This window comes from Thalassolituus sp. LLYu03 (genome assembly GCF_050507655.1).
Lineage (GTDB): Bacteria > Pseudomonadota > Gammaproteobacteria > Pseudomonadales > Oceanobacteraceae > Venatoribacter.
Genome location: NZ_CP191496.1, coordinates 3,999,364 through 4,025,581 on the forward strand (window position 1 = coordinate 3,999,364; position 26,218 = coordinate 4,025,581).

Here is a 26,218-nt window from a genome sequence, read left to right on the forward strand (position 1 = left end):
GCCGGCACCTCTGATACAGGGAGATACTATGAACGCGAAAGTACAGCCAAGCATTGAAGCCCGTAAAGACATCGATTTCGGTCTGGACGCCAATTTCCCGAAATACTGGAATGGCAACGACCCGTTCAGAACCCGCATTATGGATGCGCTGCAATTAAGCTTCCCCGACGGTGAACGCTATTTTATCTCCAGTGTGCGTGCCTTCCGTGAGCGCATTACCGATAAAAAACTGCAGCGCGACGTGAAGGAATTCACCATGCAGGAAGCGCAGCATGGTATTGCCCATACCAAATTCAACGATCTGTTGGCCGCGCAGGGTATGCCGATGGAACGCATTCTGGGCGATCTGAAGGAATACATTAAGCGCGATCAGAACCGTTACTCCGACGAGTTTAATCTGGCGTTAACCGCCGCGTACGAGCACTTCACCGCGTTGCTGGCCGAAACCTTTTTCTCGCGCAAAGACGTCACCGCCGAGATTCACCCAAAAATGCGCGCGCTGCTGGCCTGGCACGCCATTGAAGAAATGGAACACAGATCGGTCGCCTTTAACGTGATGAAAAACGTGGCCAAAGTCGGCTACATCAAACGCTGTGCGGCCATGATTCTGGCTACCCGCCACACCACGTCGGTGATGTTCAATTACGGTGATGAACTGCTGAAAACCGACGGCTACAACTGGTTCCAGCGTCGTCTGATGGTGATCAAAAATCTGAATTGGATGTACGGCCGCAAAGGTATTCTGTCGTCCATGCTGCCGAAGCTGCTGATGTACTTTAAGCCGGGCTTCCATCCAGAAGACATTCCGGTGATCCACAACTACGGCGAGTGGGTGCGTGTTTACGACACCACAGGTAACCCGCATCAGGCGTGCGACGCGCTGATCGCAGCCGCCTACTGAGTTGCAGGCTGGTCTGCTGGCCTGAGTCAGTACCCGCAGAATAGAAAGAGGCTGTGCATGGCATTGCACAGCCTCTTTTTTTGCATCTTTTTACTGGCTCATCTTCTATTGACTCGTCTTTTATTGGGGAAGCGTCAGTGTCCCGAGGCGGTATGAGTTCCCCTGATATTCCTGTGTAATCGGACGACTCAGGTGTTGGTCGTGCCAGCCACAAAATCCGGCGGCGCAAATAATGGTTTCTAAATACTGATAAGATTCGTTAGCATCAGTGGCTGTACCTCAGGCATCTTCTTCAGGCGTCTTATTCGTGCATCTTCTTCAGGTAGCTTCTTCAGATAGCTTAGACGCCTCAATAATCCATCTCAGGTCTCGGTCATCAGCCTCAGGCTTAACGTCATCGAAAAGAGGGAACCGTATGTCAGCAGCACGTGCAGCCCTTTGCAGGCGATTCCCTGTGCTTCTTCTGGTGCTGGTCAGTCTTGCCCTGTTTTTGTCCGTCAGGGTATTCGCTGACGAGCTGTCGCTGACTCAAACGGATATGCGCTATCCGCTGGCTTCTCTGAATCACTCCATTGGTTTTGTACCCGCAGACGAGGGTGTGGCGCTGCAGAATGCACCGCTGGTACCGCCTCAGTTTTCCGCCGCTGGCATTAACCCCGATTTCAATCTGCACCGGCGCTATTGGTTGTACATCGGGGTTGTGAATAACACCGCCGAGTCAGAATGGGTTGTGCACATCAGTAATTTCGGCTTTAAACAGCCGGCGATTCTGGTCCGTGGTGATGATGGCCAGTACGCCGAGGTGTTGCAGAATGCCAACGCCAACGCCGGCATCAACAGCATAGGACGGGCGGTTCATCTCCGGCTGGAGCCCGGAAAGCGATACACATTAATTGCTGAACTGACCGCCCATCACCGGGTGTGGGACCCGTATATTGCACTGATGAGCAGGCAGGAATACGTGCTGTGGAACGCCACCATGGATGTCACCTACAAGGTCGCCATCGGCGTTATTCTGGGCATGATTCTGCTGGCGTTTCTGTGCTGGGCGCTGATGGCGGAAGCCACATTTCTGTGGGCCGGCCTGTCGTCGCTGTTGCTGCTGCTGTATTACCTTGAACACAGCAGTCTGGCGGCGCTGTTCTGGAATTCGGGCTTTGAGAAAAACCAGTTGTTCTGGACGCTGGTGTCTATGGTGCTGTTGTCGCTGCTGATGTTTGCCGCGAGTTTCCTGCAGGTTAATCGCCGCTCCGGCTATCTGTACCGGGTATTCGTTTTCACAGCTGCAGTCACCCTGCTGGTGTTTGCCATCGGTCCGCTGTTGTCTTTTCCGCTGCGCAGTTTTCTTTACGCCGGTAATTACCTGCTGCTGTGGGTAGTGATTCTGGGCTCTGGTATTGCCAAGGTGCGCTCGGAAGGCCGCTATTACATTATTTATATTCTGGGTTGGTTGCCGCTGGTGCTGTCGGTGGTGGAAGTGATTTTGTTTATTTTTCTGTCACGGCAATCGGAACAGGAAGTGGATGTGTCCTACCAGATGATTCAGGTGCTCTATATTCAGATTCTGCACATGATGATTCATGCCGTTGCGCTGATGTTGCGTGTGCGGGCGATGCGACAGCAGAAGCTGATGGCGGAATTCGCCAGTCAGGCTAAGTCGATGTTTATCGCCCAGAGCAGTCATGACCTGCATCAGCCACTGCACGCCATGCAGATTTTTCTGGAGTCGCTGAAGCCTTATGTTCAGCATCCGGATGCAAAACCACTTTGGACGGGGCTGGCGAAAACCCGTCAGCAAATGAGCGACTCCTTTGTTGCCATTATGGATCTCAGCCGGCTCGAATCCGGGGTGATTAAACCGGAAATCAATGTCACGCAACTGAACGATATCTTTGCCAGGTTGCAGCATGACTTCGCGCCACAGGCCAACGAAAAACAGATCCGCTTGCGCCTGCATCCCTGCTCCGTTGCAGTGCTGACCGATCCTCTGCTGCTGGAGCGCATGCTGCGCAATCTGATTGCCAATGCCATTAAATACACCTCGTCTGGCCGCGTTGTGGTCGGTTGCCGTCGTCGGGGAAATGCCATTGTCATTCAGGTACTGGACAGCGGTGCAGGCATTGCCGCCGGCAATCTGGACCGCATTTTCGATATTTATCACAGAGCCAATATTCAGAATCCGGACGGGTACAGCCAGGGCATTGGTCTGTCGATTGTTAAGCATCTGTCGCTGCTGCTCGATCACCCTGTGAAGGTTGCTTCCACCCCCGGACGCGGCAGTCTGTTTTCAGTGCAGTTGCCCCGTGCCGTTGATATTCAGGAATCTGCAGAACATCAGCTGACGGCTCTGCAACATACTCATATACAGCAGAATCGTCCGGTGCAGGTCGCGCTTCTTATTCACAACGCTGAAACCCGAGGCAAGGTGTTAGATGCGCTGTCGCGCTGGAATATCACGGTGCGCCTGTTGAACAAGGGCGAAGACATAGTCGCTGGCGTGGCGGCGGTGCAGGTGCTGATTATTGATCAGCCTGCACAGCAGAGTCTGTCATCGGGCGATGGTGCGCTGGGGAATACGTCGCTGACCGTCGCCTGCGTGTGCACGAATGGCACCGCGCTTCCGGAGCATTGGGTTGCCCTGTCAGACGCGGTTTATCCGTCACAATTACGTGCCTTAATCAATTACGCTCAGCGCAAGCAGGCTCCGGCCTGAACGGCCGTATCCATCAATTTGATAGCGCCGACACACTTTGCCACCCGGCTGTACGCCTATACTGTGCGCACCGATCTGGCTCATCAACAGGGACGCCATGACACTCAAAGTACTGATTGCAGAAGACCACGAACTTTATCGGGATGGCCTGCGCCTGCTGTTGCAACAGGCATTTGCCGACATTCAGATTATTGAGGCCGGAGATTTTTCAGCAGTTAAAGCCGCTTTGTTGCAGCACCCTGATCTGGCGCTGGTGTTACTGGATATTCAGATGCCAGGCACGAGTGGGCTGAGCGGTCTTGAGGACATTAAACGCCGCTATCCGGCGCTGCCGACTGTGATTGTGTCGACCGTTGATCAGTACGCCAGCATCCGGCAAATGCTGCACTCAGGCGCCGATGGATTTATCGCCAAAACCAGCTCCAAAGACACCATGCTGCAGGCGCTGATGGATATTATGGCGGGCGATCTGGTCATCATTACCGACAACGCCAGCCAGCAGCCGGTGACGCTTTCGCCGCGTCAGATCGATATTCTGAAGCTGCTGGTGCAGGGGCTTTCCAATAAAGAAATGGCTTCCACACTGGATATTTCTGCCGCAACGGTCAGAGAACACGTATCGGCCATTCTGCTGCTGCTCGACAGCAGCAACCGCACACAGGCAGCTCTCAAGGCCCGGCAGCTGGGTTTTATTCTGGATTAACAGGCTGGATCAGTAAGCGGGAATTGTAAGTAGGAATCGTAAGTGAGGATTAGTATCAGGCGTTTCCCGCTGAATATCCGGCAATAAAAAGCGGAGCACAGGCTCCGCTTTTATTTTCCGATGAATCTTAACTCAGGTTATTTAAACATCGCTTACTGCTGAGCACGGCGCTGACGGATCAGGAATAGCGGCGTGAGCAACAGGAAATAGAAGAACGCGCCGCCGCCGGAACGGCGACCGGAACTGGTGCCTGCACCACCACTGTCGCTGCCATTATCGATGCCGGAACCATTATCTGATCCACCGGAATTACCGCCAGAATTTCCACCTGAACCGCCATCGGAATTGCCGCCTGTATCACCACCAGAGTCACCACCGCTGCCGGGCGATGGCTCTTCTTCTGCAGCGGCGACGAGCAGCGTCAGCTCAGTCGTTGTCGACAGCGCAGGGGAGCCCGAGTCGGTCACCGTAACGCTAACGCTATATTCCCCTTCCTCCAGCCCGGCGGGTGAAAAGGTGATGCTGGTATTGTCCTCGATACCGCTCACGTTCAGGCTGTCGAGATTCCACAGCAGCGTGTGGGTGTCGTTGCCATTGAGGTCCGTGATTGCGGCCACCAGAGTGACATCACCGCCGTCGGGTTGAACACGCGCGGTGGTTTCACCGGCCTGAACTATATCGACCAGCACTTCCGGTGCGATATTCGCTTCGGTAATGGTCAGCGTATGGCTGGCGGCGTCGTTAACCCGGTAATAGTTCGCGGCACCTGCTTCAACCACAGCGCCGCTGATGGAAAGAATCAGTACTTCATCCTCTTCACTGCTGCTGTCGGCCAGCACCGGAATGGAAATCACCGCCTCGGTATTATTGCCCTCGTCGCCGGCATTAATCGCCACGGTGTGCGTGGCAGTAATGTCAAAGCTGGCGTCGATATCATCCTGAGTTACGGTCGAATTTTCCGTATCGACGGAATATTCGATATTCACCGGATATTCCGGCGAGACCCCGGTTAATGACACCAGAATACGGGCGCTGCTCGGTTCGCCGGTGATGCTGTCGGCTTGCGAAAAACGCAGTTGTGGATACACATTAATGACCGAGGTCGCAGGTTCGCTGTGGTTCCCGGCGGTATCGGTGGCAATCCACTGTATGTGTACGGCTCCGGTCGGCAGCTCGTAAAACTCGTCGTCATCCAGCGTCAAGGGTACGCCGTTGATGCTTGGCTGCAGCGTAATATCGGCATAGTCGTCGATGGCATCTTCAAGGCAGAATTCCCCTTGGTAATCGTCCAGCTCGCTGACACTGACCAGCAGGTGGGCGCCGTCATCACTGTTGGCGCGCACATCGTACGTATCGGGAACACATTCAATCACCGGCGCACCGTTATCGGCGGTGTTATCCGGATCGTCGGCGTTGGCCACGCCATCGCCATCAAGGTCGTCGTCCAGGGTTAAGCCGGAAGCTTCCTGACAGGCGCTGTCGCAATCGTCGTTAAAATAGTCAGGCTGACCATCGCCATCGGTATCCACCGAGGCTGCCGCATTCTGGGGCAGGTCATCCTCTTCATTAATAACGCCGTCGTTATCATTGTCGTCGTCCAGCGTTAAGCCAGACGACGCCTGACACTCGCTGTCGCATCCCGGATTAAAATTGGTCGGCAGACCGTCGCCGTCGTTATCCACCGAAGCCGCCGCGTTAAATGGGAACGCGTCGTAGCTGTCGACGGCGCCGTCGCCATCAGTGTCGCGATAAACCGTGCCGTTCATCATCAGGCCGGGCATTTGCGACGCTGTACCAAAATCCCAGGTGTCCGTACTCCAGCCACCGTACAGCGTGGTACCGGTAACGCAGGCTGTGTCGCCGGCGGCGGTCGGGCACTGCAGTTCTGCCAGCGTTGCGCCGAGATACCCGGTGGCAGCATTGCTCTTATGGCTGCCACTGAGTCCGGTGGCGTCTGTGGCCCAATAGGTATTGGTGACAACCGGATCGCCATTCAACTCGCCGGCAATACCACCAATTAAATTGCCGGCGGAGACAATTTCGCCGATGGCGAAAGAGTTTGTGATGGTAATGCTGGCCGCCTGACCGACCAGCCCGCCAGCGCGGTTCGTGGCGGTCACACTGCCGGTTGTAAAGCTGTCGGTAATTGAGGAATTACCGAACGATTCGCCGATCAACCCGCCTGAGCGCTGGCTGGTGTAGGCCACTGCTCCGGTGGAAAACACCTTGCTCAGGTTTGTATCGTCCATTTCGCTGGCGAGGGCGGCGCGTTGCGTTTGCATGGCGGGTCCATCCAGCCCCAGATTACGAATGGTGGCGCCATCGGTGGTCGAAAACAGTCGCGAAAACGGCGCGTACAAATTGCGGATAAGGTGGCCGTTACCATCCAGAACAGCCGTAAACGTGACGCCGGCAAACCAGCCACTGCCACCGTTAAAGTAGTCATCAGAGGCTGTCATCAGGCCATCTTTGTCGGTATCAAAATCCAGATCGGTGGTTAGTTCAAAGCCGATACAGCCGGATTCAGGGCAGCCAGCGGAGCTGCCGTACAGGTTGGCGCCAGACGGTGCTCTGCGCAGGGCAACCAGATCGTCCAGATCGTTGATTTCAATCAGACCGTCGTCATCGAGGTCGTAATCGCTGCGGCCGCTTTCCGCCTGAACAGCAAGGCTGCCGGCCAGCAGCGCCATGGCCGCCAGTCCTTTGATTGCGTCGTGCATGGTAGTCACCGTGATTCACATAAACTCACAGATTTTTACAGGAGGTAAAACGCATGGGTACCCGACAGATGTCGGGTTGGGGGACGGTTAAGCTGGCGGTGTGCCGGGGAATGCGTGAATCGGGCGGGCGCCTGCGGCGGACCAAATGGCTCCCGGCCATTTGTCGAACCTTAGGGTCTGAACCAAGTCTCTCCGTCAGACGGTAAATAAAAAAACCGACATGACGTCGGTTTCTTTATGTGGCCCGGAGGATGACCGTCGTCGCAAGCTCCTCCGTTCTCTTCGTTCGCAGGCTCACTGCGATTGTCCCTGAGGCTTCCTGCCTTCGGCCCTGCGGGCGCCTGCGGCGGACCAAATGGCTCCCGGCCATTTGTCGAACCTGAGAGTCTGAACCAAGTCTCTCTGTCAGACGGTAAATAAAAAAGGCTCCCGGATCTGTTCGCTTTCTACAAACAGATCCGGGAGCCTTTTTTTATTTATTGGCCCGCCCGAGAGGATTCGAACCTCTGACCTCTGCCTCCGGAGAGTACGGCCAAAAATGCTATTAAATCATATCTGATTGATTTTAAAAGGTTTAATTTTAAATATTTTGCCATCTTCTGTTCAGTTTTATACAACTTTACAAAACTTATGGTCACGAAAGTTGGCACCACGTTTTAGCTTTTTTGACCACTACCCGCAAGTTGGACGGTGCACTGTCCTTCAGTTTTCATCAATTTTATGTTCCTGGTTATAAAATCCTCTCTGGGGAATAAGTTTGCCTTTATCCTCTATAAGGGATATCGGTAGCTCTATCCCTTATAGAGGATATTTCTGATGAAGATCACATCACCACGTGGATTGGCAGATGCACTCCAGCAAGCCCGTAAACAGCAGAACCAAACACAGCAGGCCATAGGCGAACTGGCGGGCACCAAGCAGAGCACTGTGTCTGCTTTTGAAACCTCGCCTGAACATGCGCGGGTCGAGACCCTGTTTAAGTTGTTGTCGGCGCTTAATCTGGAATTGGTTCTGGCGCCCAGAAGGCAAGCGCCTGCCAAAGGATCCGCTAATAGTCAGGCTGCGGATCAGGCCTGGGATCAGGAGTGGTAATGGCGGATTTGACGGTTGCAATGAATGGAATAGGGATGTGCTCTCTGCCTATCCTCTGATGCAGGCCAATTCTCTGCCTGCTGCCAAAGCTAAAATGGCCATGTCGGTGAAAGGAAAAGCCGGCATTACCATTGGCAACGTATCGAACCGCGCCATTTTATGAGCACCGCTAAAGCAGTGGGTTTTTCTGCGCAGAGAACGCAGCAGTTATTACTGGAGTTTGCGGAGAATACTACAGCTGTTATTCGCAGGGTTGAGACGCTTTTACCACATGATTTTCCGGCAGTCATCGCGGACTCCATCTTTAACGGACTGCAGGAACGTGCTGATTTTATTCGTGAGGTATAAGCAGGTTGTACCTGTGGGTGGCAATGCTTAAAAAGTCGCTGCGAGTAGGATGCACCGGTCTTTAAAACCGGTGATTTCACGCCATTCACGGTTCTTTCACTTTCAGATATCGGTCAAACATAATCCGTGAAAGATGCGTGAAAGATGAATGCCCATGCGGGTGAATTTTCGTTGCTGATAATCAGAGACCGCAAGCAGATAAAAACGTGCGGTGAAATTCTTTCACTGCTGTGAAAGGTCGTGAAAGAGCCCGGGATACTACTTTCACGGAGCCAGACGGGGAGGTCAGAATCCGGGGAAGTGCTGACCATATAGCTTGGCCGTGCTCTGTGTGTGCGTGGTCCGGGGAAGCAGGCGCTTGCCAAAGAGGTGCGGCTCTGGTGATCTTTGGGGGCAAGGGATGCGCCAACAGCGTGTTTAATCTCCGTTTGGATTAGCTGGTGTCAGTCCTAGGGCATTGTTCAGCACAAATGAACGTTCAGTGGTAATGAACATGTAGCTGTGTGAGCAGCCAGTGGTATAGGGCTGGTCCTGAAGTGGCGATCATAAGTGTTGAGGCTTGCTCTGCGACACTCAGCGCATCCTGAGGATACACTTGCTTCCATCTTGTTTGTGAAACTATAATTTCACTTTAAATGGTAAAGTGAAGGTATATCTTCATGTCTGGTTCTCAAAAGAGACAGGCGGTCGTCTTTCCTGAGGAAATGAAGATTCTCCAGCAACTCGGGGAGAACATACGTCTGGCGATGAAGCGGCGCAGGATTACTCAGACCATGGTGGCTGAGCGGACTGGGTTGTCCAAGCCTACGCTGCGCAACATTGAGCGAGGGGAGCCGACAGTATCCATAGGGCATTATCTTCGCGTGCTGGCGGTTCTGGGGCTGGCTGAGGATCTTGGCCGCGTTGCTCTTGATGATGAGCTCGGGCGTAAACTTCAGGACATAGCACTTCAGTCTCCCAGGCCGACCACTCGCCGGACTGGAACCTCTGTCGCCAAGTCTGATAAGCCGTCGGTCGCGGAGCGGTACCCCTCTGACCGGGTTAAGTTGCTCATGAAAATGGCGCGTGACCGTGCTGGTGATCTTACCAATGGGCAGGTTGGGCGTGATGGAGAGGCTGCGGATGAGTAAGCAGATTTATGTCTATGCCGACTGGTTGACCGAGTCATCATTGGTCGGCACTTTAGCTGCGGATTATGTCAGGCAAAAAGAACACTTCAGCTTCTCTTACGATGCAGACTGGCTTGCGGGCGAGTACGTCCTGAAAATTGATCCGGATCTTCATCTCGTCAGTGGCGGTCAGCATAAAACCGATGATCGTAACTTCCGGGTGTTTCTGGACTCGTGCCCTGACCGCTGGGGCAGATTGCTGATGCAGCGGCGAGAGGCCTTGCTTGCCCGTCAGGAATCCAGGGCAGCCAGGCCGCTGCAGGAGAGTGATTACCTGCTGGGTGTTCACGACGCTAATCGTATGGGAGCCTTGCGCTTCAAAACGGATCTGCAGGGCCCGTTTCTGGATGATGATCATCGCCTGTCTGCGCCTCCAATGACCTCTCTGCGCGAACTGGAGCATGCTGCTCGTCAGGTAGAGCAAAATCAGAACCCTGATGATCCTGACTATTCAAAATGGCTTCTCATGTTGGTTTCGCCCGGATCTTCCTTGGGCGGGGCCAGACCTAAAGCATCTGTGGTTGATGAGAACGGTGAGTTGTGGATTGCCAAGTTTCCGAGCCATCATGATGGTCACGACATCGGGCTGTGGGAATATCTCACTTATCAGCTTGCTCAGAAGGCCGGGATTGAGATGGCGTTATCAACCATTGGTCGTTATCACTCAGACCAGCATACCTTTCTTACCAAGCGCTTTGATCGCGAGAATGGCAGGCGCATCCATTTTTCATCGGCAATGACGCAGCTGGAATATTACGACGGTGAGGATGGAGCGAGCTATCTTGAACTGGCTGAGTTCTTAACCAATCATGGCAGCCAGACAAAAGACGATCTTGCCCAACTGTGGCGGCGAATCGTATTTAATATCGCCGTATCGAATGTCGATGACCACCTGCGTAATCACGGATTCTTATTTGACGGTTCTGGTTGGCGGCTATCGCCGGCATACGATATCAACCCAACGGCCATCGCTAACGGCCTTCATCTGAACATCAATGATCAGGACAACCGGCTGGATTACACGCTGGCGTTTGAGGTTATCGATTTCTTCCGCCTATCAGACAAGGAAGCGGAAGATATTTTTATAGAGGTCATTGCCGCGGTATCTCAGTGGCGCAGTGTGGCAAACCAGTTGGGTATATCCCGGGCCGAGCAGGAAATCATGAGGCCTGCCTTTAATGTGGATGGCGATTAAATCTAAATACGTTAATCGCAATGATTTTAGCTGTAAGGATAGCCACCACCAGAAGCGCAAGATTCAGGATCGGATGTATAGCGTGAGTGGTGGCGATTCGGGCTTTTAAGCAAGCAGCATTACTAATTAGTTCGTCGCACTTGCCAGCTTTCTGTCATCATCATTGCCTTCAATAACACGGCTGACTTCATCCAGTGCAACAATTTTGTTTCCGCGAATACGCATGAAAACGTAAACCTCCAGTTTTGATACCTTTCCATCCAGATGGCTGACGGTAGCGATGTGGCGTTCAGCGAGGCGGTCTGCACATACGCAGGCATCCATAACCTCAAAATCCACTTTCCTGGTATGTTGTCGCAGGTGTGATAAGTGAGCGGTGAATGCCGCAAAGTCGAGAATGCTTCAGAATCTGGCTGTCGGAAAATAGAGACTTATTCATCATTAGCTCCTTGGCGATCAGTATAAAAGTCTCTAATCAAAACCTCGATTAATTTTCGGAGGGGATTACAAGTTGCCGTGGCTATTTATATACCATAATGACCATAGCAATATGACAATAGGCCTATAGATGCAAGAGAAGGTTTCAAAGTCTAAGTTCAAGGCCAAGGCGTTAGAGCTGTTTCGGCAGGTTGAGTCCAGCGGCGAGGTCCTGATCGTAACTGATCACGGCATACCAACTATTGAAGTGCGCCGGTATCGCAAGGTGGAGCGAAGCCCTCTGGAGGTGCTCAGGGGGAGCGTTACCGAATACTCAAAACCTACTGAGCCTGTTGGAGAGGGTGAATGGGAGGCTTTGGGATGATTCCACGCTCAATATGAGCGCCGAACCCAGGGTGCATAACCAGGTCCCGTGCCATGGCTCCGACAATCAGGTAATCAATGCCCAGACCTTTGGCACAGGTATCGACCTTTCGATACATCTCGACCAGACCGCGTGGCAGCTTACCGGTCACATCAATCAAGGTATTCATTCATTACCCTTCTGGCTGCATCCACATTTCTGGGGTCGCTCGTTGACAACAAATCGCTGACGACTATCAGTTCAGGCGCAATATGCTTTGCGCTATCCACTTTCCAGAAGGGTCGGTAGATATCAATGATGAATTCTGGCTTTTCATCGGTTTTCAATTGCCGCAACCGACCGGCTTTCATAAGGGCAGGCAACTGAGCGTCTTCAGCGTATAGGATGCCGTCTTTGGGGTTCAGGTATCCGGTGAGTTTGAGTGCAGCAATCTCGCCGCTGATCTGATAATCCACATCCGTCGGCAACGCCTGCCACCAATCCGGGGCCTGAGCCGTGAAGCGGCCGATATGAGCCTTATCCCGAATGCTATAGGGGTAGAGTTCTGTCCAACGGTTAGCCAGTTGGCTGGTGTTGATCAGTTCCTGCTTACTCCCGCTGCCCACCAGATACTCGTGGGCAGTCAGATCTTTGATGATGGCACTGACCGACCCCAGCGACACGCCGGCCCGTTCAGCAATGGTCCGCAGCGAAGCTCTTGCCAGCTCAGGGTTGGCCAGCAACGCGAAAACAACTTTCAAACCAGCCGGCTGAAAGGCCTTCCCGGTTTTGCTCTCGGCCGGCAGCTGTTTTCTGTTCGATGCAGCGGTCGCGCGCTTCTTTCCAATCACAACGATGTGCAGGCCATGCTGATGAATAAAGGCATTGCCCGAAGCATCCAGATACTGGATACCCGCTTCCCTCAACATCTTCGCCTTTGCAGGTGATATGTGATCCATAAAGACAACCCGATGCGCACCATCCCGGCTGAGTAGCTCACCAAACTCCGCTTTGTCAGCTTCCTGAACCAGAGAGAACAGCGGTATGGCTGGTGCTGTTCCGATACTGATACCCAAGCCGTTATTGGACAACGGACTGTTAAGCCCAACGATCTCTACCGGGAGCTGAACGGCTGTGGCCAGTGAATGGATACCATCGTTGAGTGAATCTGAGTGGGGCATTGCCAGCTCCAATTGTTCAATAAAAATGAACGTTCAATAATATTGAACATACTGCAGCACTGATTGGGTTGCAAGCCGCATGTCTTTCTGAGTGCTCCGATCCACCGCTCTTCTTCTGTATTCGCTTGGTAAGAGCACCCAAATCCCGCACTTAGCACGAACTTCTCCGACCACAAAAACGACTTTGTCCCGGGTCCGCTATAGACACATTACAAATCAAAAAAGTGGGATACCTATGGCCAAAATCGTGCGCGAAGTTCTAAATCCTCCATTGGGAGAAACTGGATTACATCAGGTAAGGGAGAACATTGGGCGGCTGGCCAATGAGACTCGGTGGCAAATTCCACCTGTTGTGAAGGCTCTGCTGGCTGAGCTAGATCACATCGCCTCGGAGGAGAAACGAGGGACCGACTGGGGTGTTAAATACGCAGTACCAGCCGGTGGCCGCCTCCACGGGACGCTCGTCGATCACCCGGTCTGGGCGGCACTTTATGCGGACAATCGGCGTAGCACTATAGTGCGACAGTTGCAGTCTTTATTACTTGAGGCTTTGTCGGATTCGGATGCGATTTTACTCCCGCATGATGTCGCAGCCGCAGGCCTCTTAATTCGGGTCTTATCCCTGGGAACTGGCGAAGATGATCAATATTACGACGACCTGCTGTCAGCGGTGGCTGCGTGCAGAGCAACGGTGAGCCAGAAGACTAACGCAAGTCGATTTGTCCGAGCGGCGTTGGGAAGACGGGTGACGAGACGCGACCGTGGATCGGTTAGTGACGTGACTCGCGTTAGTGACGGTCGTACGGGGACACGCCATGATCGGTATGGTGAGGTACACGTGCTGGTGCCAGCCGATCCTGACGACCCGGCTGAACTACCAGAGGTTGGCGAGTTCGTTGCTCATAAGAAATTTACGTCTGGTGGGGCTAGGGGCGTGTCCCAGACAGGTATTGATCCTCGCGAGGATCATCCTGGCGATCAGGTACTTTTACTGGTCGAAGCGGTTCGCGCGTCATCAATCGAGCACAAAATTGCCCGACGACAGAGTCGGACGGCGCGAGATATTTTGGCGAGAGCCAATTCGGCGCTCCCAGTCACCTACCAGCAACTAACCGATACGGAGCTGCATGCGCTGGCAAACTACATTGCCAACAGAAACTATAGTGGCGGAACAGAAAAACAATGCGTGCAAATGGCGCTGTCGATCATGCTGTATACCAGTAGTTCGCTGGATGATGTCTTAAATATGGCGGAAGATACTGAAGGATCAGGGCTGAAATTTGACTGGATTAAAAATCAATTTCGAATACCCAGAATCACTCCGAATTATGCGACCAGAGACACCGGTGCTAAGAATTCAATAACCTCGTCTCCTATATCGAACGATGACTACGTGAGCATTCCAAATCTATATATCAGACCTGGGTCGATTGAGGTATTCAGAAATGAGCTTAGAATTAAAAATAGTGAGGAATTTTCAGCGTATCTAAAAAATGAGTTAAAATCATTATCTGACCGAATAACCGTGCACAAAATACAGCGTTGCGCTTTCGAAATTGCCAGAACCCATTACGATCCAGTGATTGTTCAAACAACCTTTGGTCTAAGGATATCTTCTGCCAATGTGCAGCAATATTACTCTGCAGTATCTGATGCTCAGGTAATCCATTGCTATACGATGGCTACGCGAGAGATGCGGCGTCGGATGGGGATGGTAATCTCGAATGAAACTCCTGATACACTTCTGTCCGCTAATGGGTTCTATTCCGCGAGGAATATGCCGACTGATCGTTGTGTAAAATCTATGCTGGGGAGAATTTCTATGGATGCTATGTCGTGCAGGCTGGGTAGTCGAGAATGGCATAACGCGAATACTCTGCTATGCATCATAGTTCAGGCATTGTTGACGACCATTCGAGGGGTGTTTGATCCATTTGTGCGCGTTGACAGTAGCGACATGGCGATATTTTTCCGAGACAAGGATCGACCAGATTTTTCTCATGCGCGATTTCAATTCGTCCACCCAATGGCCGTTTTAGTTTCTGATTATTATCAGTCAATCCGACGACAGACAATGAATGCCAATGGCATTGAGTGTGAGGGGGCGATAGTTTTCCTTCTGGATGAGAACTGTAAGGTTATTTTCCCGCGGCCAAAAAGCATTACCGTGTTAATGGAAGATTACTGGAAGTATCCATTGAATTCCCTGCGTAAATACGTTCGTAGAAAGTTGGTTGAATACGGAATATCATATGAATCCACCAATATGTTGCTTAATCACCACTCGGTGGGAGAGTCTGTGTGGGATTCCTATAGCACGGATGACCCACAAATGATGCGAAATGAAATCATGGGATTCTATGATGAAATAATTTTAGACCTTGGTATTCGCAGGGAGTGGTTTAATGCTGTCTGATAAATCGCGTCGTGTTCTTGAGGCTGTTGGAATATCACCTGACGATAATAGTCGGATAGAGGTTGGCGATCTATCCAGAGTCATTGACTATCTGAGAAAGAATTTTAGCGCGTCGGAAGTGGAGGATCTATTTCAGGAAATCACTCGCTATGCGATTGATAATGGACGTTCATCGAACGCGGATCTGTACCACAGTTCAAGCATGCCACGCCCGGCCGCTCCAGTCACGCCTGACAATAGCGACCTATACCTGGCCCTATGGCAGTTCGACAGTATTTTCCCAAAAATCATGTTGGATATCGACAAAGAACAAATTCCTGGAGCGCTGATTTATAGTGCTATGCGGTATGGACTCCTGTTGGATGGAGATTTGATTCGTGATTGGCGGATTAAAAATTTTTACGATGGCTTATGGCGGCATCAGAATACTCTATGGTTCGAGCTGTCAAAACACGTCAACAGCGAGCCGATGATTTGGCGGCCAGATGATATGACTCTGCTATTGCTGGTTCGTTATAAAAATCAGATTAGAGTTAATAAAACGACGAGCTGGTACCAGTATCTGAAAAGGTTCCTGAGTCCGTTTCTTGGACTTTTGTCCTTGCCTAAGCAAAATAAACTTATTGATGTATTTCGAGCGATTCTTAAAAATAAGTTACCATCATACTTGGTTGATATATCGACTGATCGGAAAAGGAATCGAGGATTGGCAAGGGATGGCTTCTTGCGTCTTATTACAAAGAAAGTTCCACCTGTAATACGTCAATCAGACCTATCATGGCCTTCGGAGGACATAGCCAGTCGAAAACAAAAGCGTTCAGTTTTTGCAGATCTCGTTTCGCATATGGTGAGAACGAGTGATAATGCCAATGAACTTATTCGTCGTGCAAGTACTCAGCAATTATCTCCAGCCTTGCGTTCAGTCATTAAATGTGCAGCTTTTTACTACTGTCGTGACACTAAATTCGGAAAGAGACTTAAAGCATCTGGAGTTCTTCGGATAGCTAATAATCTATCTCAGAGGTTCGAACAGAAATTTTCTGAATGCGATCCTGAGTGTCTTTCGTCAGATCAGTTGCAGCACATGCTCAATGAGGTTGTCGAGTCTCAAAATAATAAGTCGATTCCTAACCTGATTAAAAGTTTAAATCACTATCTATGGTATTTGCATAATGAAAATGATAGGGAGCTTATTGATCTTCCTCGGTTTAAGGTTCAGAAGGAAGACAATTGGTTATATCCATCCATGGTTATGCCTTGGGAGTACGTGGCGTTAAAAAATATTCTGTATCGAAATTTGATGTTCGCAAATGATGAATATGACTATCAGATCAATCATAGGATGTTGATAGCTTTGATTCTTGGGTATCGCTCAGGTCTGCGCCGCGGAGAGATATCGTCTCTTCGCTACAGGGATATTCATTTGGAAGGATTGCCAGTTATTGTGATAACAAAGCATGAAGGGTTTTCGCCTAAAACCAGATCAGGTAATCGACAGGTTGTCGTTGGTGGTCGATACAGCGATGATGAAATGGGGCTTATCAAAGAATTACTATATGCGGTTGATGAGAATACGTTTTCTGATGAGAGACATGTTTTTAGTGGCTATTATAAACTCACTGACTCTACCAATAATAAGAAAATATTTGAAGAAATATCCAAGGCTATTCGGTTTTTGACAGGTGATAAAAATGCTAGTTTTCATTCGCTTCGTCACTCATTTGCGTCGTTGAATCTATATCGTATGGTAAGATCGCAGCTTTCCCCTGAATACCTTGAAGACGATAATCTAAATTACGATACCGGGGAGGATTACTCCGTGTATCTGCGGCGGTTGTCGCCTTTGCCGGGAGCCACGAGAACGGTTAATCCTGTCGATCAGATCAGTGCCGAGATGGGGCACGCTTCACCAGAGACCACACTCGGAACTTATGTTCACTCGCTCGATCGGCTATTCCCTTATTACCAGCGCCTAATGATGCCAACGTTTTCCACAGCGCAGCTGGCTACTGCGCTCGGTGTCAGCCGACAGGCTATTCAAAAAACAGTAAAAGCCAACGGTGAACGTAATCTGGCAGATTATCGGGACTTAATGGTTCGTAAACTAAAGTCCGTATCGGCTAACGTCGATCTGTCGGATTGGACTTTCCCTCAACGCAGATTACGCATAGGAGTTTTTACTCGCAGGTTTGAATTCGATGGTTGTACCTGGGCAATCAGACAGTATCACAAAGGTAGAATAAGTCTGCGTCACCTGCTCACTCTCTACCCTGGTATGCGCGATTTTCCCCTTGAGCTGCTACGTGATCACGGCCTGATCCGTCATTTTTCGCGGCTTAGCACAAATCAGCAGAAGCTCCACGGAGACAGTATTATTCAGCGCTTTTCGGATTTAGTGCCATCGGAGCAGCGGTATTGTTGTTACCGTTGGGGTATTTCGCGGGATGAATGGAACAGTGGTGGGTTTAACAAACCTCGTCTGATTTTTGAATCAAAACGAACCCAAAAGGCCTACGTCTATCTGGCAAATAAGTTGGGAGTATTTGGCTCGGCTGAGAGTCTGGTCGTCAGTTGCTAGGGCGCTGTCACCTAGCACGCCTTACTGTTAATCCATCGAAACAACGCCTCCAAATCCTCCTCACTGTTCTGAGTAATCAGATAGTCACGGATGGACTGGCCATTTAATGGCGAGGCATTGACCGGCGCTGTAAAAAACTGATTCTCGGCCCCTCTGGGTGCGATAACTGAAACTGCTTTTTGGATGCCGACTAGTCGAACCAGGCGATCCATCAATTCAGGTGAGGCGGAGTTCCGTTTTTCCCCGGTCAGCTGCTCGTAATGTGGCAGCGTCATACCCAGGATGCTGGCCTGTTCAGCCAGTGATAACTGCCAGTGGCTGATCAGTTTGTCGAAAACACGCATGACATCGGCAATGGTTAAGGGTTGATTCATCGTCCGCCTCATTTATGAGTGTGAGCCCACGAATAGTGGGCTCGGTTTATCTACATCTCAGCTCAACGCCCGTAGCCGACAATACCATCACGCCTGTCATCAGAACATCGCGGTATTGCGTATGGTTGCGTGTGTAATCCAGAGCGCCAGCGCCACCCATCCAGTCGTTCTGAAAGCCCACGAGCGCATGAAATCCCGCCGCCCGGGCTTCATTCTCTAGCTGGGTGCGTGACTCTTTAAATGTCTCACGCACCTGCTCTGGCGTGCTGTTGAAAAACGACCAGCTACCGGAGAACGGGCTGATGCGCACAACTTCGCATCCTGAAAAGGGCACACTGTCGATGGTCAGCGTGCCATACCAGGGTGCCTTGGACTGTTCAGCTGCGGCATGCCCTGCTGCACACAGCAGCAGGGTGGCCAATAAAGGTTTAACCCTCATTGGTCAGCGCTTTGAACTTAACCACTTTCAGGTCGCAGGCATTGGTTTCCAGCTTGCGATTGGTGGTACCCATGAAAGTGTCTTCTGAGTAATACCACTTGTCTTTCGACAGCGCGTAAAGATTGCCCACCAGACGATAATGAACCCCTTTTTCCAGTTCGATGGTGGTGGTCGCACGACCGGCGCGCTTGCCATTCATTACGTTCTGAGTCAGGTCGCACTCGTATTCAACGGTGTGCTTACCCGGCAGCAGGGCTTGTTTGGATTGCGCCAAGGTTGGCAGTTTTTTGCCGTCAATGGCGATCAGGCTGACACCAGAACCCATGCCCCAGCCATATTCGCCATTGGATTCAACGACTGACACTTCCGTCATCGGACGGGGTTCGCCTTCATAAAAGTGTTCAGTGCCATGTCCCAGCATATTTCCCATGCTGGCGCAGCCGGTCAAAGCAGCTGCAGAAACGAGTAATCCCAACGTGTAGCGGTTCATTAAAGTCTTCCTTCTCTTGGTAGTGGTGTTCTCATAATGAGAACAAAAAGACTATAACGATTGAAGGGTTACTGCTCAATAGTTGATAGTTTCCTTTACATCTCGGAAGCTTAAAATACTAATCGGGAGGCCGCACAGGCACTGGCTGGGTGAATTTGTACTCAATTTGGGAATTGGGGAGGGTAGTTCTCATTATGAGTACATGATCAAAACCATCTCCTCCCCCAAATACGCCCGTCTTATCGGCTGGCTGATTGCCAACCGTCAGGCCAAGGGTCTGAGCATCCGGGCATTGGCCGAATTGCTGTCGGTAACAACGACGGCCGTACACCGTATTGAGTCGCTGGAGCGCCGACTCGATGTCTTCGAGTATGTGCAGTTCTGCGCAGCTCTGGAGATAGATCCGCTGGAAGGCATCCGCCTGCTGCGCTGATCAGTCCCGTGATCTCTTACGCCAGCGATCAACCGCCCAGGCGCTGAAGAGAATCAGCAGAAAGTTACCAACAATCACCGCTGGTACCACGTAGTCGAAGCTGACGTTACTGGGTTCCATAGTCATTCCTCTGAAGCCTGAGCCTATAGTAATGCCACCGGAGCTGTCCGGCTGCAATGAGCGTTACCCATTAACCACCATACCGTTCTACCCGGGTACACTGTACGCAGCACTAACAGGTTGTTTCGCCAACAGCGTGTGAGCAACTTACAGGAGGCAAACAATGGAAGAGTTCAGCATTACGCTTGTCGATAACGTCTGGGATTCCTGTTCAGAGAGCAAAGAAGAGGCAGAGCTGAATCGGGAAAAGGCCAGATTGCTGATTCGTGTTCGGGAGCGGATTGTGGAGGCTGGATGGACACCGAGTGAGGCTGCTGCGCGACTGTCATTAAGCGACAGGCAACTGCAGGCATTAATGGATGGGCAGGTGTCGGAGTTTAGTCATGAGCAATTGTTGTGGATCACTTCGAATTAGTGAATGCAAGCCCCTGCTTCAGGTTGTCTAAGGTCGTAAGTGCTCTGCTATTCCAGAGGTATAAATCGCTGCTCCAGGTGCTTCTGAATCTACCGCTGATTCTGTCATCTTCGGCGGCGCTAGGCGAGCGGTGGTCCATTGTTTGGTCGTTTGGAAATAGTGACGAGCAGTGCATTAGTCACTCAGGGTTGTTAGCTTTACGCTTCTGTAAAAATCCGCTCATAATTACCTCGTTTTTTGCTTCCGGAAGTACGTCATATTCGCAGTATTTTTCTGTGAGTACCTAGTGGTTATTCATTTTTTTTTGCAGTTGAACATAATTATCCTCTCTTTAACTACAGGTATCTGTTTAATTAAAATTAAAGTCTGTTTCTAAATTAATTACTGAATTAGTTTGAAAAATTGTCTGTTGGAATGAGTTGGTTTGCAGGTCTGAATTTTAATAAATGATAATGTTATGATTTTGCATTATTGATGATGCATTGTGGCGGCTAAATTTCTTATCTTAACATCTATGCTTTGAGTATTATAATATCAATACTATTTATGGATTGGCCGATTAAGATTATATTGGTAATATTTCTTGGGTGTTATAGTTTTTGCTATATTGCTGGTCTTTACGTCGCTAAGTGATTTCTTTATTTATGCATTTAATAGTGTGGCCGTGGCCACACTATTAAACCTGATGATTGCAGTTCTTTATCAGTGGCTGGTGCCACGGACATAGCGGGTTTTGTTGTAGACGTTGTATTTACCGGATGGTTTTTTCATCGGCAGGCGTTTTACTTCTTCCAGTGTTTTGGCGTCGTATACAATCAGTTCGCCGTCATCTTCCCAGATACTTAATAAGGCGTAGCGTCCGTCGCGGGTAAATTCGACATGGCCTGAGGTTTTTCCGGGCATTGGTTTCAGGGTTTTTACTATGCTCAGCGTTTCTTTGTCGATGATATTGATCACGTCCCGGTTAGGGCCAAAAAAGACATCGGACCAGGCGTACGGGCTGCCATCATGGCTGCGGGCGAAGAATCCCGGACCCTGGGTGTCGATTTCTTTGATGGTTTTCCAGTTTTTCATATCAATAATGGTCAGGCGGCTGTCTTTCAGGTTGGGCGACATCAGCACTTCGGTATCCTGATATTTCCAGGTAATACCGGAGCCGAGATGGGGCATGCCTTTAATATCCAGTCTGGCTGTTTCTTTACCGCTGTCGAGATTCAGCACGGTGGCGCTGTCGCCTTTACGTGACGAGCCAATCAGATGTTGATAGTCCTGATCAAAAAAGAAATCGTCGAGATAATCCTGGGTGGCTATTTTGCGCACCTGAGCGCCATCTTCGCCGGGTGTCAGTTCCCACACTTCGGCAATGTCTTTCATCGCAGCAATAAAACTGCCGCGTGGTGGTGCCGTGTAAACAGCGCTGACGCGTGAATTATCGCCGTTACTGCTGGCGGGAATAATGTCGATCAGGCTGAGATCCTTGCTGTTCAGTAACACCAGATTGCCGGGCAGGTAGTTGGCGGCCATCAGGTACTGGCCGTCGTCGGAAATAGCGAGATTGCGTGTGTTAATGCCGACGCGGACTTCGGCCAGCCAGGCCATGTTGTAAATGTCGTATTTACTGATCCAGCCATCACGTGAGGCAAAGTATACGTAGCGTCCATCCGGCGAGAACTTGGGGCCACCGTGCAGGGCAAAGCGGGTTTTAAAGCGGGTGATTGGGGTAAAGGTGTCGCCATCGAGCAGGGTTGCTGAGTGGTCACCCAGTTCCACCACGATAAACAGGTTCTGTGGGTCGGCACTGAACATCGGTTTGTCGTTGTCTGGTTGTGGGTAGTGTACGCGTGAGGCCTGAATATCGGCGGCGGTAAAGCTCAGCGGTTCGGCGGGCGGTGTGTAAATCAGATCAACCAGTCGGTTGAGTTTTTCTTCTGCAATCTGATTACCAAAGGCTGGCATCTGGGTCAGGGCGCGGCCGTGCAGAATGACGTTAAGCGCTTCCTGTTTTTTCAGCCGTGACAGGCTTTCCGGCAGTAAGGCCGGTCCCATGCCACCGGTGCGTTGCTGACCATGGCAGCCGGCGCAGTTGTCCTGGTAGATCTGTATAGCTTCAGGGTTGGCGGCGGTATCGGTTTCGGCCCATGCCTGCGCTGACAGAGTGCCAAGCAGCAGTGGCAGCAGCCAATGGTTAAACGGCTTCAGCATACAGAGACCTCCTCGGTCAGGGGGTGAAATTCGTCATAGGCGATGCCGGTGACGCTGCCAATGATCAGCAGCGCAGGCGGTTTTATGTTTTCGCGCGCAATCAGGTCGGGCAGTTGACTGAGTGTGCTGCGCAGTACGCGCTGGCGGTCGGTGGTGCCGCGTTCGATGACGGCAGCCGGGGTTGACGCGGCCAGCCCCGCTTCGCGCAGGCGGCGGGCAATGAGTGGCGTTGCGCCAATGCCCATGTAGAACACCAGTGTCTGACCTGGGGCCGCCAGTGCCTGCCAGTTCAGATCCAGTTCGCCGTCGGTTTTCAGATGGCCGGTAATCAGGGTGCAGCTCTGGGCATGATCCCTGTGGGTCAGCGGAATACCGGCATAGGTGGCGCAGCCGGAGGCGGCGGTAATACCGGGTACCACGCGGTAGCGGATACCAGCCTGACGCAGCTCTTCCACTTCTTCGCCACCACGGCCAAAAATATAAGGGTCACCCCCCTTGAGGCGTACCGTGCGCTTTCCTTCCTGCGCCAGTTTGACCAGCAGCTGGTTGATTTCACCCTGGGGTAACACGTGGTCACCGGCGGCTTTGCCAACGTAGATGGTCGGGCATTGTGCGGGAATCAGCGCCATGATGCCGGCACCGACCAGACGGTCGTAAACCACAACATCGGCCTGGCTGATCAGATTCAGTGCGCGCAGGGTAAGCAGGCCCGGGTCTCCAGGCCCGGATCCAACCAGGGCAACTTCGCCTGCTTGCAGCGGTGGGTCTCCCGGAACGGCGCTGAGCAGATGGCTGATGGTAGAGGCTTGCATAGTGTTCTCCGCAACTCAGGCCTGCAGCAGTGGAATCTGCTGTGGGCCATCTGGGTTAATTTCTTCGTCGGTCAGGTAGCAGGCAGGGTCTTCAGCCCAGGGATTACCGGTAAGCTGATAGGCGCGTACACGGGTATTGCCACCACAGATATCGAGGTACTGACAGCTGGCGCAGCGTCCTTCGACCGGGCGCGGGGTCTGGCGCAGGCCCAGCATCAGTGGGTCCTGAGTGTCGCGCCAGATGCTGCTGAAGGGTTGCTGACGCACGTTGCCAAGGTGATGGTTCCACCAGAAGGTGTCGGGGTGAACGTTGCCGAGGTTGTCGATGTTGGCAATGTTTACCCCGGATGAGTTGCCGCCCCAGTGCACCAGTTTCTGGCGCAGCAGCTCTGCCCGCTGTGGATAGTGCTCGCGTGCCCACTGCAGCAGCCAGATGGCGTCGGCGTCGTTGTTGCCGGTTACGTATTCGCGGCTTTTTCCCGCTTTCAGTTCGGCGTGGCAGCGGTCAAACAGCGCAGTCATGGCATCGCGGGTGGTGCGGCTGAAGGCGTCCTGCTTGCGGTTCTTGTTGCCCCGGCCGGCATAGTTGAGGTGTGACAGATAGAATTTGTCCACATCCAGCTGGTCCATCAGGTCCAGCATGCCCGGCAGCTGTGGGGCGTTTTCTTCGGTCAGGGTAAAGCGCCCGCCAACGCGGATGCCGTGTTCGCGGCACAGCATCATGGCGTCCAGCGAGGCGCGGTAGGCACCTTTCATTTGCCGGAAGCGGTCGTGGGTTTCTTCGTCACCATCGAGGCTGATGCCAACATAGTCAAAGCCGGCGCTGGCGATGGCGTGAATATTGTCCTGATTAATCAAGGTGCCGTTGGTGGACAGGCCGACGTAAAAACCCAGTTCGCGTGCTTTGTGGGCGATGTCGTAAATATCGGGGCGCATCAGGGGTTCGCCGCCGGACAGGATCAGGGCAGGCACTCTGAACTGACGCAGGTCTTCCAGCGTGCGGAACACTTCTTCGGTGTTCAGTTCGCCACGGAAGTGGGTGTCCGCCGAGGTGGAGTAGCAGTGTTTGCAGGTCAGGTTGCAGCGACGGATCAGGTTCCATATCACCACCGGGCCTGGCGGCTTGCGGGCGGGTGGCAGTGGCTGGCCGGACGTCAGCCATTCCATCTGTTGGGTCAGTCGGAACATAGGAACCTCCGGTTATTGGTTGGTGGCCGTCAGGCGCAGGCCGGTTTTTTTCAGAATGGCGCTGCTGAACAGCACGTCGTGGCTGAGGCAGCTGTCACCCAGCAGAGTCTTTATCTGTTGCAGCAGTTCATCGACCTGCGCGCGGCTGGTGCCGTGCACCATGGCGAACAGGTTATAAGGCCATTCCGTGCCGTGGGTCGGGCGCTGGTAGCAGTGACTGACCCAGCCACTGGCAGCCAGCCGCTGTCCGGCCTGTTGCAGCTGATCTGGTTTTATCTGCCAGACGCTCATGCCGTTAAAGCGGTAGCCGATGGCGTAATGATTCGGCACCAGGGCGATGCGGCGGATAACGCCGCTGTCCTGCATCTGTTGCAGCGCGCTGAGTACCTCTGCTTCTGTTACCGCAAGCTGTTCGGCCAGTGTCTGGTAAGGGTGTTCGGTAAGCGGCAGGCCATGCTGGGTGATGTGCATCAACTGTCGCTGCAGGGGGCTGAGTGTCGGCTCAGACGGGGAGGTAGAGCTGCACATGAAATTCCTGCTCCTTGGGAAAGTTAAGCATGCGGCAACCTGTGGCCAGCTCCAGTTCCTGCAGAACCTGTGGCACGTCTTGCGGACGCTCGCAGGCGAGTACAAACCAGATATTGAGCCGGTGATCGCGGCGGTAGTTGTGGGCGACTTCATGACGGGCGTTGATGATGGATACCACGCGGTCAAAGTCGTCCTCATCCGCATGGGTGGCCACCAGAGTGAAAGCGCCGCCGGCCCGTTCGATCTGGAACATGGGGCCAAAACGGCTGGCCAGTCCGCTGTCCAGAAACTGGCTGATGCGCTGCAGGATGTCGCTGCTGCTGGTGCCCAGTTCTTCTGCCAGCGCTTGATAAGGAGCGTGGCACAATGGCAATCCGTGTTGCAGACGGTTGATCAGCTGGCGGTTCAGTGGGTCGGCCAGCAGCAGTTGCTGATCAGTGGCCATGATGGTTGTCTCCACTGCGTACCGGCCGGAAATAACTGCCACCGCATTGTTTGAATTGACGGCGACTGAACAGTACATCGTACGAAAAGGCATGCAGTTCACAGTCGTTGCGCAGGTCGTTGATGGCCTGCAGTACCTGATCCCGTTCACGGCCGTGAATCATGCAGAACAGGTTATAGGGCCATTGTGGCCGGCGCGGGCGGCGGTAGCACAGGTTGACCTGGCCGGTGGCGGCGATGCGCTGGCCCAGCTCATCGACCAGATGGCCCGGCACGTCGAATACCACCATGGCATTGGCCTGATAACCGAGTTTGTGGTGATCAGCGATAGCGCCCATGCGGCGTATCAGGCCTTCCTGTTGCCAGCGCTGAATCAGCTGGTAAACCGTGGCTTCATCGCTGCCAACCTGACGCGCCAGTTGTTCGTAAGGGCGGCTGTGGATCGGCAGCCCCTGTTGCAACAGAAATTTCAGCTGCTGCTCAATGCTGTGTTGCGGATTCATGCTGACTCCCTGTCCATTGCAGTGGGAACCCCAGATTGATGTGGTAAGACTGCTCCATAGGCAGAATCAGTACCGGCCATGGATGGCAGGCGCAGATTTCCTGCAGTTTCAGTTGCAGCTGTTGTTCGCTGCTGGCGGTCAGGACAAACCACAGGTTGTACTGGTGTTCGCGCTCGTAATTGTGATTGAGACCGGCAAAGGCGTTGAGACGCAGGGCTTCTTCTTCCAGTTTGTGGGCGTCGACGGCCATGGCCACCAGGGTGCTGGCCCCAGCGCGCTGGTGGTCAAACACAGGACCAAAACGTTTAACCACGCCATACTCGAGCAGCTGATTAAGCGCATTAATGACATCGGTTTCGCTGCAGTTAAGTGCCGTGGCCATATCGGCAAACGGCGTCAGCGAGGCAGGTAGACTTTGCTGGTAACGGTCGAGAATGGCTTTCTGCAGTTCGCTCAGCGGTGGGTGCTGCATG

The 26,218-nt window shown here is 52.3% G+C and carries 25 protein-coding genes; 12 read left to right on the top strand and 13 right to left on the bottom strand.

Annotated elements, in window-relative coordinates; translation table 11 throughout:
* The first annotated feature begins 28 nt into the window (after window positions 1-28).
* The 3 genes from ACQUQU_RS17845 (at window position 29) to ACQUQU_RS17855 (ending at window position 4,317) form a co-directional block, all read left to right on the top strand.
* Entirely contained in the window at window positions 29-901 is an 873-nt protein-coding gene (locus ACQUQU_RS17845) for a metal-dependent hydrolase (RefSeq protein WP_430461069.1), read from the top strand.
* Window positions 902-1,355: 454 nt separating this feature from the next.
* Window positions 1,356-3,614, top strand: coding sequence for a sensor histidine kinase (locus ACQUQU_RS17850; protein ID WP_430461070.1), 2,259 nt, complete (start codon window positions 1,356-1,358; stop codon window positions 3,612-3,614).
* A gap of 97 nt (window positions 3,615-3,711) precedes the next feature.
* On the top strand, window positions 3,712-4,317 hold the full coding sequence (locus tag ACQUQU_RS17855; protein WP_430461071.1) for a response regulator: 606 nt from the start codon (window positions 3,712-3,714) through the stop codon (window positions 4,315-4,317).
* A 152-nt stretch (window positions 4,318-4,469) separates the two neighbouring features.
* Here the strand turns inward: ACQUQU_RS17855 and ACQUQU_RS17860 are convergent, their stop codons facing one another.
* Window positions 4,470-7,037 (bottom strand): hypothetical protein, encoded by a 2,568-nt coding sequence (locus ACQUQU_RS17860; RefSeq protein ID WP_430461072.1) that lies wholly within the window; start codon window positions 7,035-7,037, stop codon window positions 4,470-4,472.
* 816 nt (window positions 7,038-7,853) lie between these two features.
* Between ACQUQU_RS17860 and ACQUQU_RS17865 the strand changes: the two genes are divergently transcribed.
* From ACQUQU_RS17865 to ACQUQU_RS17885, 5 genes are all read left to right on the top strand, one after another.
* On the top strand, window positions 7,854-8,129 hold the full coding sequence (locus ACQUQU_RS17865; RefSeq protein ID WP_430461073.1) for a helix-turn-helix domain-containing protein: 276 nt from the start codon (window positions 7,854-7,856) through the stop codon (window positions 8,127-8,129).
* Between the two features lie 37 nt (window positions 8,130-8,166).
* A complete protein-coding gene (locus ACQUQU_RS17870; RefSeq protein ID WP_430461074.1) occupies window positions 8,167-8,292 on the top strand; it encodes a hypothetical protein in 126 nt (41 codons plus the stop codon).
* Window positions 8,289-8,477 (top strand): hypothetical protein, encoded by a 189-nt coding sequence (locus ACQUQU_RS17875; RefSeq protein WP_430461075.1) that lies wholly within the window; start codon window positions 8,289-8,291, stop codon window positions 8,475-8,477. Before ACQUQU_RS17870 ends, ACQUQU_RS17875 begins: the two co-directional genes overlap by 4 nt.
* Window positions 8,478-9,136: 659 nt before the next feature.
* Window positions 9,137-9,607, top strand: a complete 471-nt coding sequence (locus tag ACQUQU_RS17880) for a helix-turn-helix domain-containing protein (RefSeq protein WP_430461076.1) — start codon at window positions 9,137-9,139, stop codon at window positions 9,605-9,607.
* Entirely contained in the window at window positions 9,600-10,841 is a 1,242-nt protein-coding gene (locus ACQUQU_RS17885) for a type II toxin-antitoxin system HipA family toxin (protein ID WP_430461077.1), read from the top strand. The genes ACQUQU_RS17880 and ACQUQU_RS17885 overlap by 8 nt, the downstream gene beginning before the upstream one ends.
* 126 nt (window positions 10,842-10,967) lie before the next feature.
* Here the strand turns inward: ACQUQU_RS17885 and ACQUQU_RS17890 are convergent, their stop codons facing one another.
* Window positions 10,968-11,165, bottom strand: coding sequence for a hypothetical protein (locus tag ACQUQU_RS17890; RefSeq protein ID WP_430461078.1), 198 nt, complete (start codon window positions 11,163-11,165; stop codon window positions 10,968-10,970).
* A gap of 630 nt (window positions 11,166-11,795) precedes the next feature.
* Window positions 11,796-12,803 (bottom strand): type IV toxin-antitoxin system AbiEi family antitoxin, encoded by a 1,008-nt coding sequence (locus tag ACQUQU_RS17895; protein WP_430461079.1) that lies wholly within the window; start codon window positions 12,801-12,803, stop codon window positions 11,796-11,798.
* A 235-nt stretch (window positions 12,804-13,038) separates the two neighbouring features.
* Here ACQUQU_RS17895 and ACQUQU_RS17900 point away from each other — a divergent pair, with 235 nt between their 5' ends.
* Window positions 13,039-15,219: a hypothetical protein gene (locus ACQUQU_RS17900; protein WP_430461080.1), complete on the top strand. Its 2,181-nt coding sequence runs from the start codon at window positions 13,039-13,041 to the stop codon at window positions 15,217-15,219.
* Window positions 15,209-17,797 (top strand): site-specific integrase, encoded by a 2,589-nt coding sequence (locus ACQUQU_RS17905; RefSeq protein WP_430461081.1) that lies wholly within the window; start codon window positions 15,209-15,211, stop codon window positions 17,795-17,797. The genes ACQUQU_RS17900 and ACQUQU_RS17905 overlap by 11 nt, the downstream gene beginning before the upstream one ends.
* Window positions 17,798-17,808: 11 nt before the next feature.
* On the opposite strand, the gene ACQUQU_RS17910 is transcribed toward ACQUQU_RS17905, so the two are convergent.
* The 3 genes from ACQUQU_RS17910 to ACQUQU_RS17920 are packed head-to-tail and all read right to left on the bottom strand — an operon-like array spanning window position 17,809 to window position 19,100.
* Window positions 17,809-18,171 (bottom strand): hypothetical protein, encoded by a 363-nt coding sequence (locus tag ACQUQU_RS17910; RefSeq protein ID WP_430461082.1) that lies wholly within the window; start codon window positions 18,169-18,171, stop codon window positions 17,809-17,811.
* A 46-nt stretch (window positions 18,172-18,217) separates the two neighbouring features.
* Window positions 18,218-18,592: a hypothetical protein gene (locus ACQUQU_RS17915; RefSeq protein ID WP_430461083.1), complete on the bottom strand. Its 375-nt coding sequence runs from the start codon at window positions 18,590-18,592 to the stop codon at window positions 18,218-18,220.
* 7 nt (window positions 18,593-18,599) lie between these two features.
* Entirely contained in the window at window positions 18,600-19,100 is a 501-nt protein-coding gene (locus ACQUQU_RS17920; protein ID WP_430461084.1) for a hypothetical protein, read from the bottom strand.
* Window positions 19,101-19,302: 202 nt separating this feature from the next.
* On the opposite strand from ACQUQU_RS17920, the gene ACQUQU_RS17925 reads away from it, so the two are divergent.
* Entirely contained in the window at window positions 19,303-19,533 is a 231-nt protein-coding gene (locus ACQUQU_RS17925; RefSeq protein WP_430461085.1) for a helix-turn-helix domain-containing protein, read from the top strand.
* Between the two features lie 283 nt (window positions 19,534-19,816).
* Window positions 19,817-20,068: an XRE family transcriptional regulator gene (locus ACQUQU_RS17930; RefSeq protein ID WP_430461086.1), complete on the top strand. Its 252-nt coding sequence runs from the start codon at window positions 19,817-19,819 to the stop codon at window positions 20,066-20,068.
* A 702-nt stretch (window positions 20,069-20,770) separates the two neighbouring features.
* On the opposite strand, the gene ACQUQU_RS17935 is transcribed toward ACQUQU_RS17930, so the two are convergent.
* Genes ACQUQU_RS17935 through ACQUQU_RS17965 form a run of 7 tightly spaced genes read right to left on the bottom strand, consistent with a single transcriptional unit; the run spans window position 20,771 to window position 26,217 of the window.
* Window positions 20,771-22,270 carry a cytochrome D1 domain-containing protein gene (locus ACQUQU_RS17935; protein ID WP_430461087.1) on the bottom strand — a complete coding sequence of 500 codons (1,500 nt, stop codon included), beginning with the start codon at window positions 22,268-22,270 and terminating at the stop codon, window positions 20,771-20,773.
* Window positions 22,264-23,082, bottom strand: a complete 819-nt coding sequence (gene cobA, locus ACQUQU_RS17940) for a uroporphyrinogen-III C-methyltransferase (protein WP_430461088.1) — start codon at window positions 23,080-23,082, stop codon at window positions 22,264-22,266. Before cobA ends, ACQUQU_RS17935 begins: the two co-directional genes overlap by 7 nt.
* 15 nt (window positions 23,083-23,097) lie before the next feature.
* A complete protein-coding gene (gene nirJ, locus ACQUQU_RS17945) occupies window positions 23,098-24,270 on the bottom strand; it encodes a heme d1 biosynthesis radical SAM protein NirJ (RefSeq protein ID WP_430461089.1) in 1,173 nt (390 codons plus the stop codon).
* Between the two features lie 12 nt (window positions 24,271-24,282).
* Window positions 24,283-24,798 (bottom strand): Lrp/AsnC family transcriptional regulator, encoded by a 516-nt coding sequence (locus ACQUQU_RS17950; RefSeq protein WP_225673976.1) that lies wholly within the window; start codon window positions 24,796-24,798, stop codon window positions 24,283-24,285.
* Entirely contained in the window at window positions 24,773-25,243 is a 471-nt protein-coding gene (locus ACQUQU_RS17955; RefSeq protein ID WP_225673978.1) for an AsnC family transcriptional regulator, read from the bottom strand. The genes ACQUQU_RS17950 and ACQUQU_RS17955 overlap by 26 nt, the downstream gene beginning before the upstream one ends.
* Window positions 25,233-25,745 carry an AsnC family protein gene (locus tag ACQUQU_RS17960; protein WP_430461090.1) on the bottom strand — a complete coding sequence of 171 codons (513 nt, stop codon included), beginning with the start codon at window positions 25,743-25,745 and terminating at the stop codon, window positions 25,233-25,235. Before ACQUQU_RS17960 ends, ACQUQU_RS17955 begins: the two co-directional genes overlap by 11 nt.
* The gene (locus tag ACQUQU_RS17965) at window positions 25,723-26,217 is read right to left on the bottom strand and encodes an Lrp/AsnC family transcriptional regulator (RefSeq protein ID WP_430461091.1); all 495 of its coding nucleotides are present in this window, start codon (window positions 26,215-26,217) and stop codon (window positions 25,723-25,725) included. The genes ACQUQU_RS17960 and ACQUQU_RS17965 overlap by 23 nt, the downstream gene beginning before the upstream one ends.
* Between the last annotated feature and the right edge of the window lies 1 nt (window position 26,218).

What these genes read in the sequence shown, in the direction of transcription:
- ACQUQU_RS17845 (WP_430461069.1), top strand. Translation starts at nt 29, where the DNA reads ATGAACGCGAAAGTACAGCCAAGCATTGAAGCCCGTAAAGACATCGAT.
- ACQUQU_RS17855 (WP_430461071.1), top strand. Translation starts at nt 3,712, where the DNA reads ATGACACTCAAAGTACTGATTGCAGAAGACCACGAACTTTATCGGGAT.
- ACQUQU_RS17860 (WP_430461072.1), bottom strand. Translation starts at nt 7,037, where the DNA reads ATGCACGACGCAATCAAAGGACTGGCGGCCATGGCGCTGCTGGCCGGC.
- ACQUQU_RS17865 (WP_430461073.1), top strand. Translation starts at nt 7,854, where the DNA reads ATGAAGATCACATCACCACGTGGATTGGCAGATGCACTCCAGCAAGCC.
- ACQUQU_RS17875 (WP_430461075.1), top strand. Translation starts at nt 8,289, where the DNA reads ATGAGCACCGCTAAAGCAGTGGGTTTTTCTGCGCAGAGAACGCAGCAG.
- ACQUQU_RS17880 (WP_430461076.1), top strand. Translation starts at nt 9,137, where the DNA reads ATGTCTGGTTCTCAAAAGAGACAGGCGGTCGTCTTTCCTGAGGAAATG.
- ACQUQU_RS17885 (WP_430461077.1), top strand. Translation starts at nt 9,600, where the DNA reads ATGAGTAAGCAGATTTATGTCTATGCCGACTGGTTGACCGAGTCATCA.
- ACQUQU_RS17890 (WP_430461078.1), bottom strand. Translation starts at nt 11,165, where the DNA reads ATGGATGCCTGCGTATGTGCAGACCGCCTCGCTGAACGCCACATCGCT.
- ACQUQU_RS17895 (WP_430461079.1), bottom strand. Translation starts at nt 12,803, where the DNA reads ATGCCCCACTCAGATTCACTCAACGATGGTATCCATTCACTGGCCACA.
- ACQUQU_RS17900 (WP_430461080.1), top strand. Translation starts at nt 13,039, where the DNA reads ATGGCCAAAATCGTGCGCGAAGTTCTAAATCCTCCATTGGGAGAAACT.
- ACQUQU_RS17905 (WP_430461081.1), top strand. Translation starts at nt 15,209, where the DNA reads ATGCTGTCTGATAAATCGCGTCGTGTTCTTGAGGCTGTTGGAATATCA.
- ACQUQU_RS17910 (WP_430461082.1), bottom strand. Translation starts at nt 18,171, where the DNA reads ATGAATCAACCCTTAACCATTGCCGATGTCATGCGTGTTTTCGACAAA.
- ACQUQU_RS17920 (WP_430461084.1), bottom strand. Translation starts at nt 19,100, where the DNA reads ATGAACCGCTACACGTTGGGATTACTCGTTTCTGCAGCTGCTTTGACC.
- ACQUQU_RS17925 (WP_430461085.1), top strand. Translation starts at nt 19,303, where the DNA reads ATGATCAAAACCATCTCCTCCCCCAAATACGCCCGTCTTATCGGCTGG.
- ACQUQU_RS17930 (WP_430461086.1), top strand. Translation starts at nt 19,817, where the DNA reads ATGGAAGAGTTCAGCATTACGCTTGTCGATAACGTCTGGGATTCCTGT.
- ACQUQU_RS17935 (WP_430461087.1), bottom strand. Translation starts at nt 22,270, where the DNA reads ATGCTGAAGCCGTTTAACCATTGGCTGCTGCCACTGCTGCTTGGCACT.
- cobA (WP_430461088.1), bottom strand. Translation starts at nt 23,082, where the DNA reads ATGCAAGCCTCTACCATCAGCCATCTGCTCAGCGCCGTTCCGGGAGAC.
- nirJ (WP_430461089.1), bottom strand. Translation starts at nt 24,270, where the DNA reads ATGTTCCGACTGACCCAACAGATGGAATGGCTGACGTCCGGCCAGCCA.
- ACQUQU_RS17950 (WP_225673976.1), bottom strand. Translation starts at nt 24,798, where the DNA reads ATGTGCAGCTCTACCTCCCCGTCTGAGCCGACACTCAGCCCCCTGCAG.
- ACQUQU_RS17955 (WP_225673978.1), bottom strand. Translation starts at nt 25,243, where the DNA reads ATGGCCACTGATCAGCAACTGCTGCTGGCCGACCCACTGAACCGCCAG.
- ACQUQU_RS17960 (WP_430461090.1), bottom strand. Translation starts at nt 25,745, where the DNA reads ATGAATCCGCAACACAGCATTGAGCAGCAGCTGAAATTTCTGTTGCAA.
- ACQUQU_RS17965 (WP_430461091.1), bottom strand. Translation starts at nt 26,217, where the DNA reads ATGCAGCACCCACCGCTGAGCGAACTGCAGAAAGCCATTCTCGACCGT.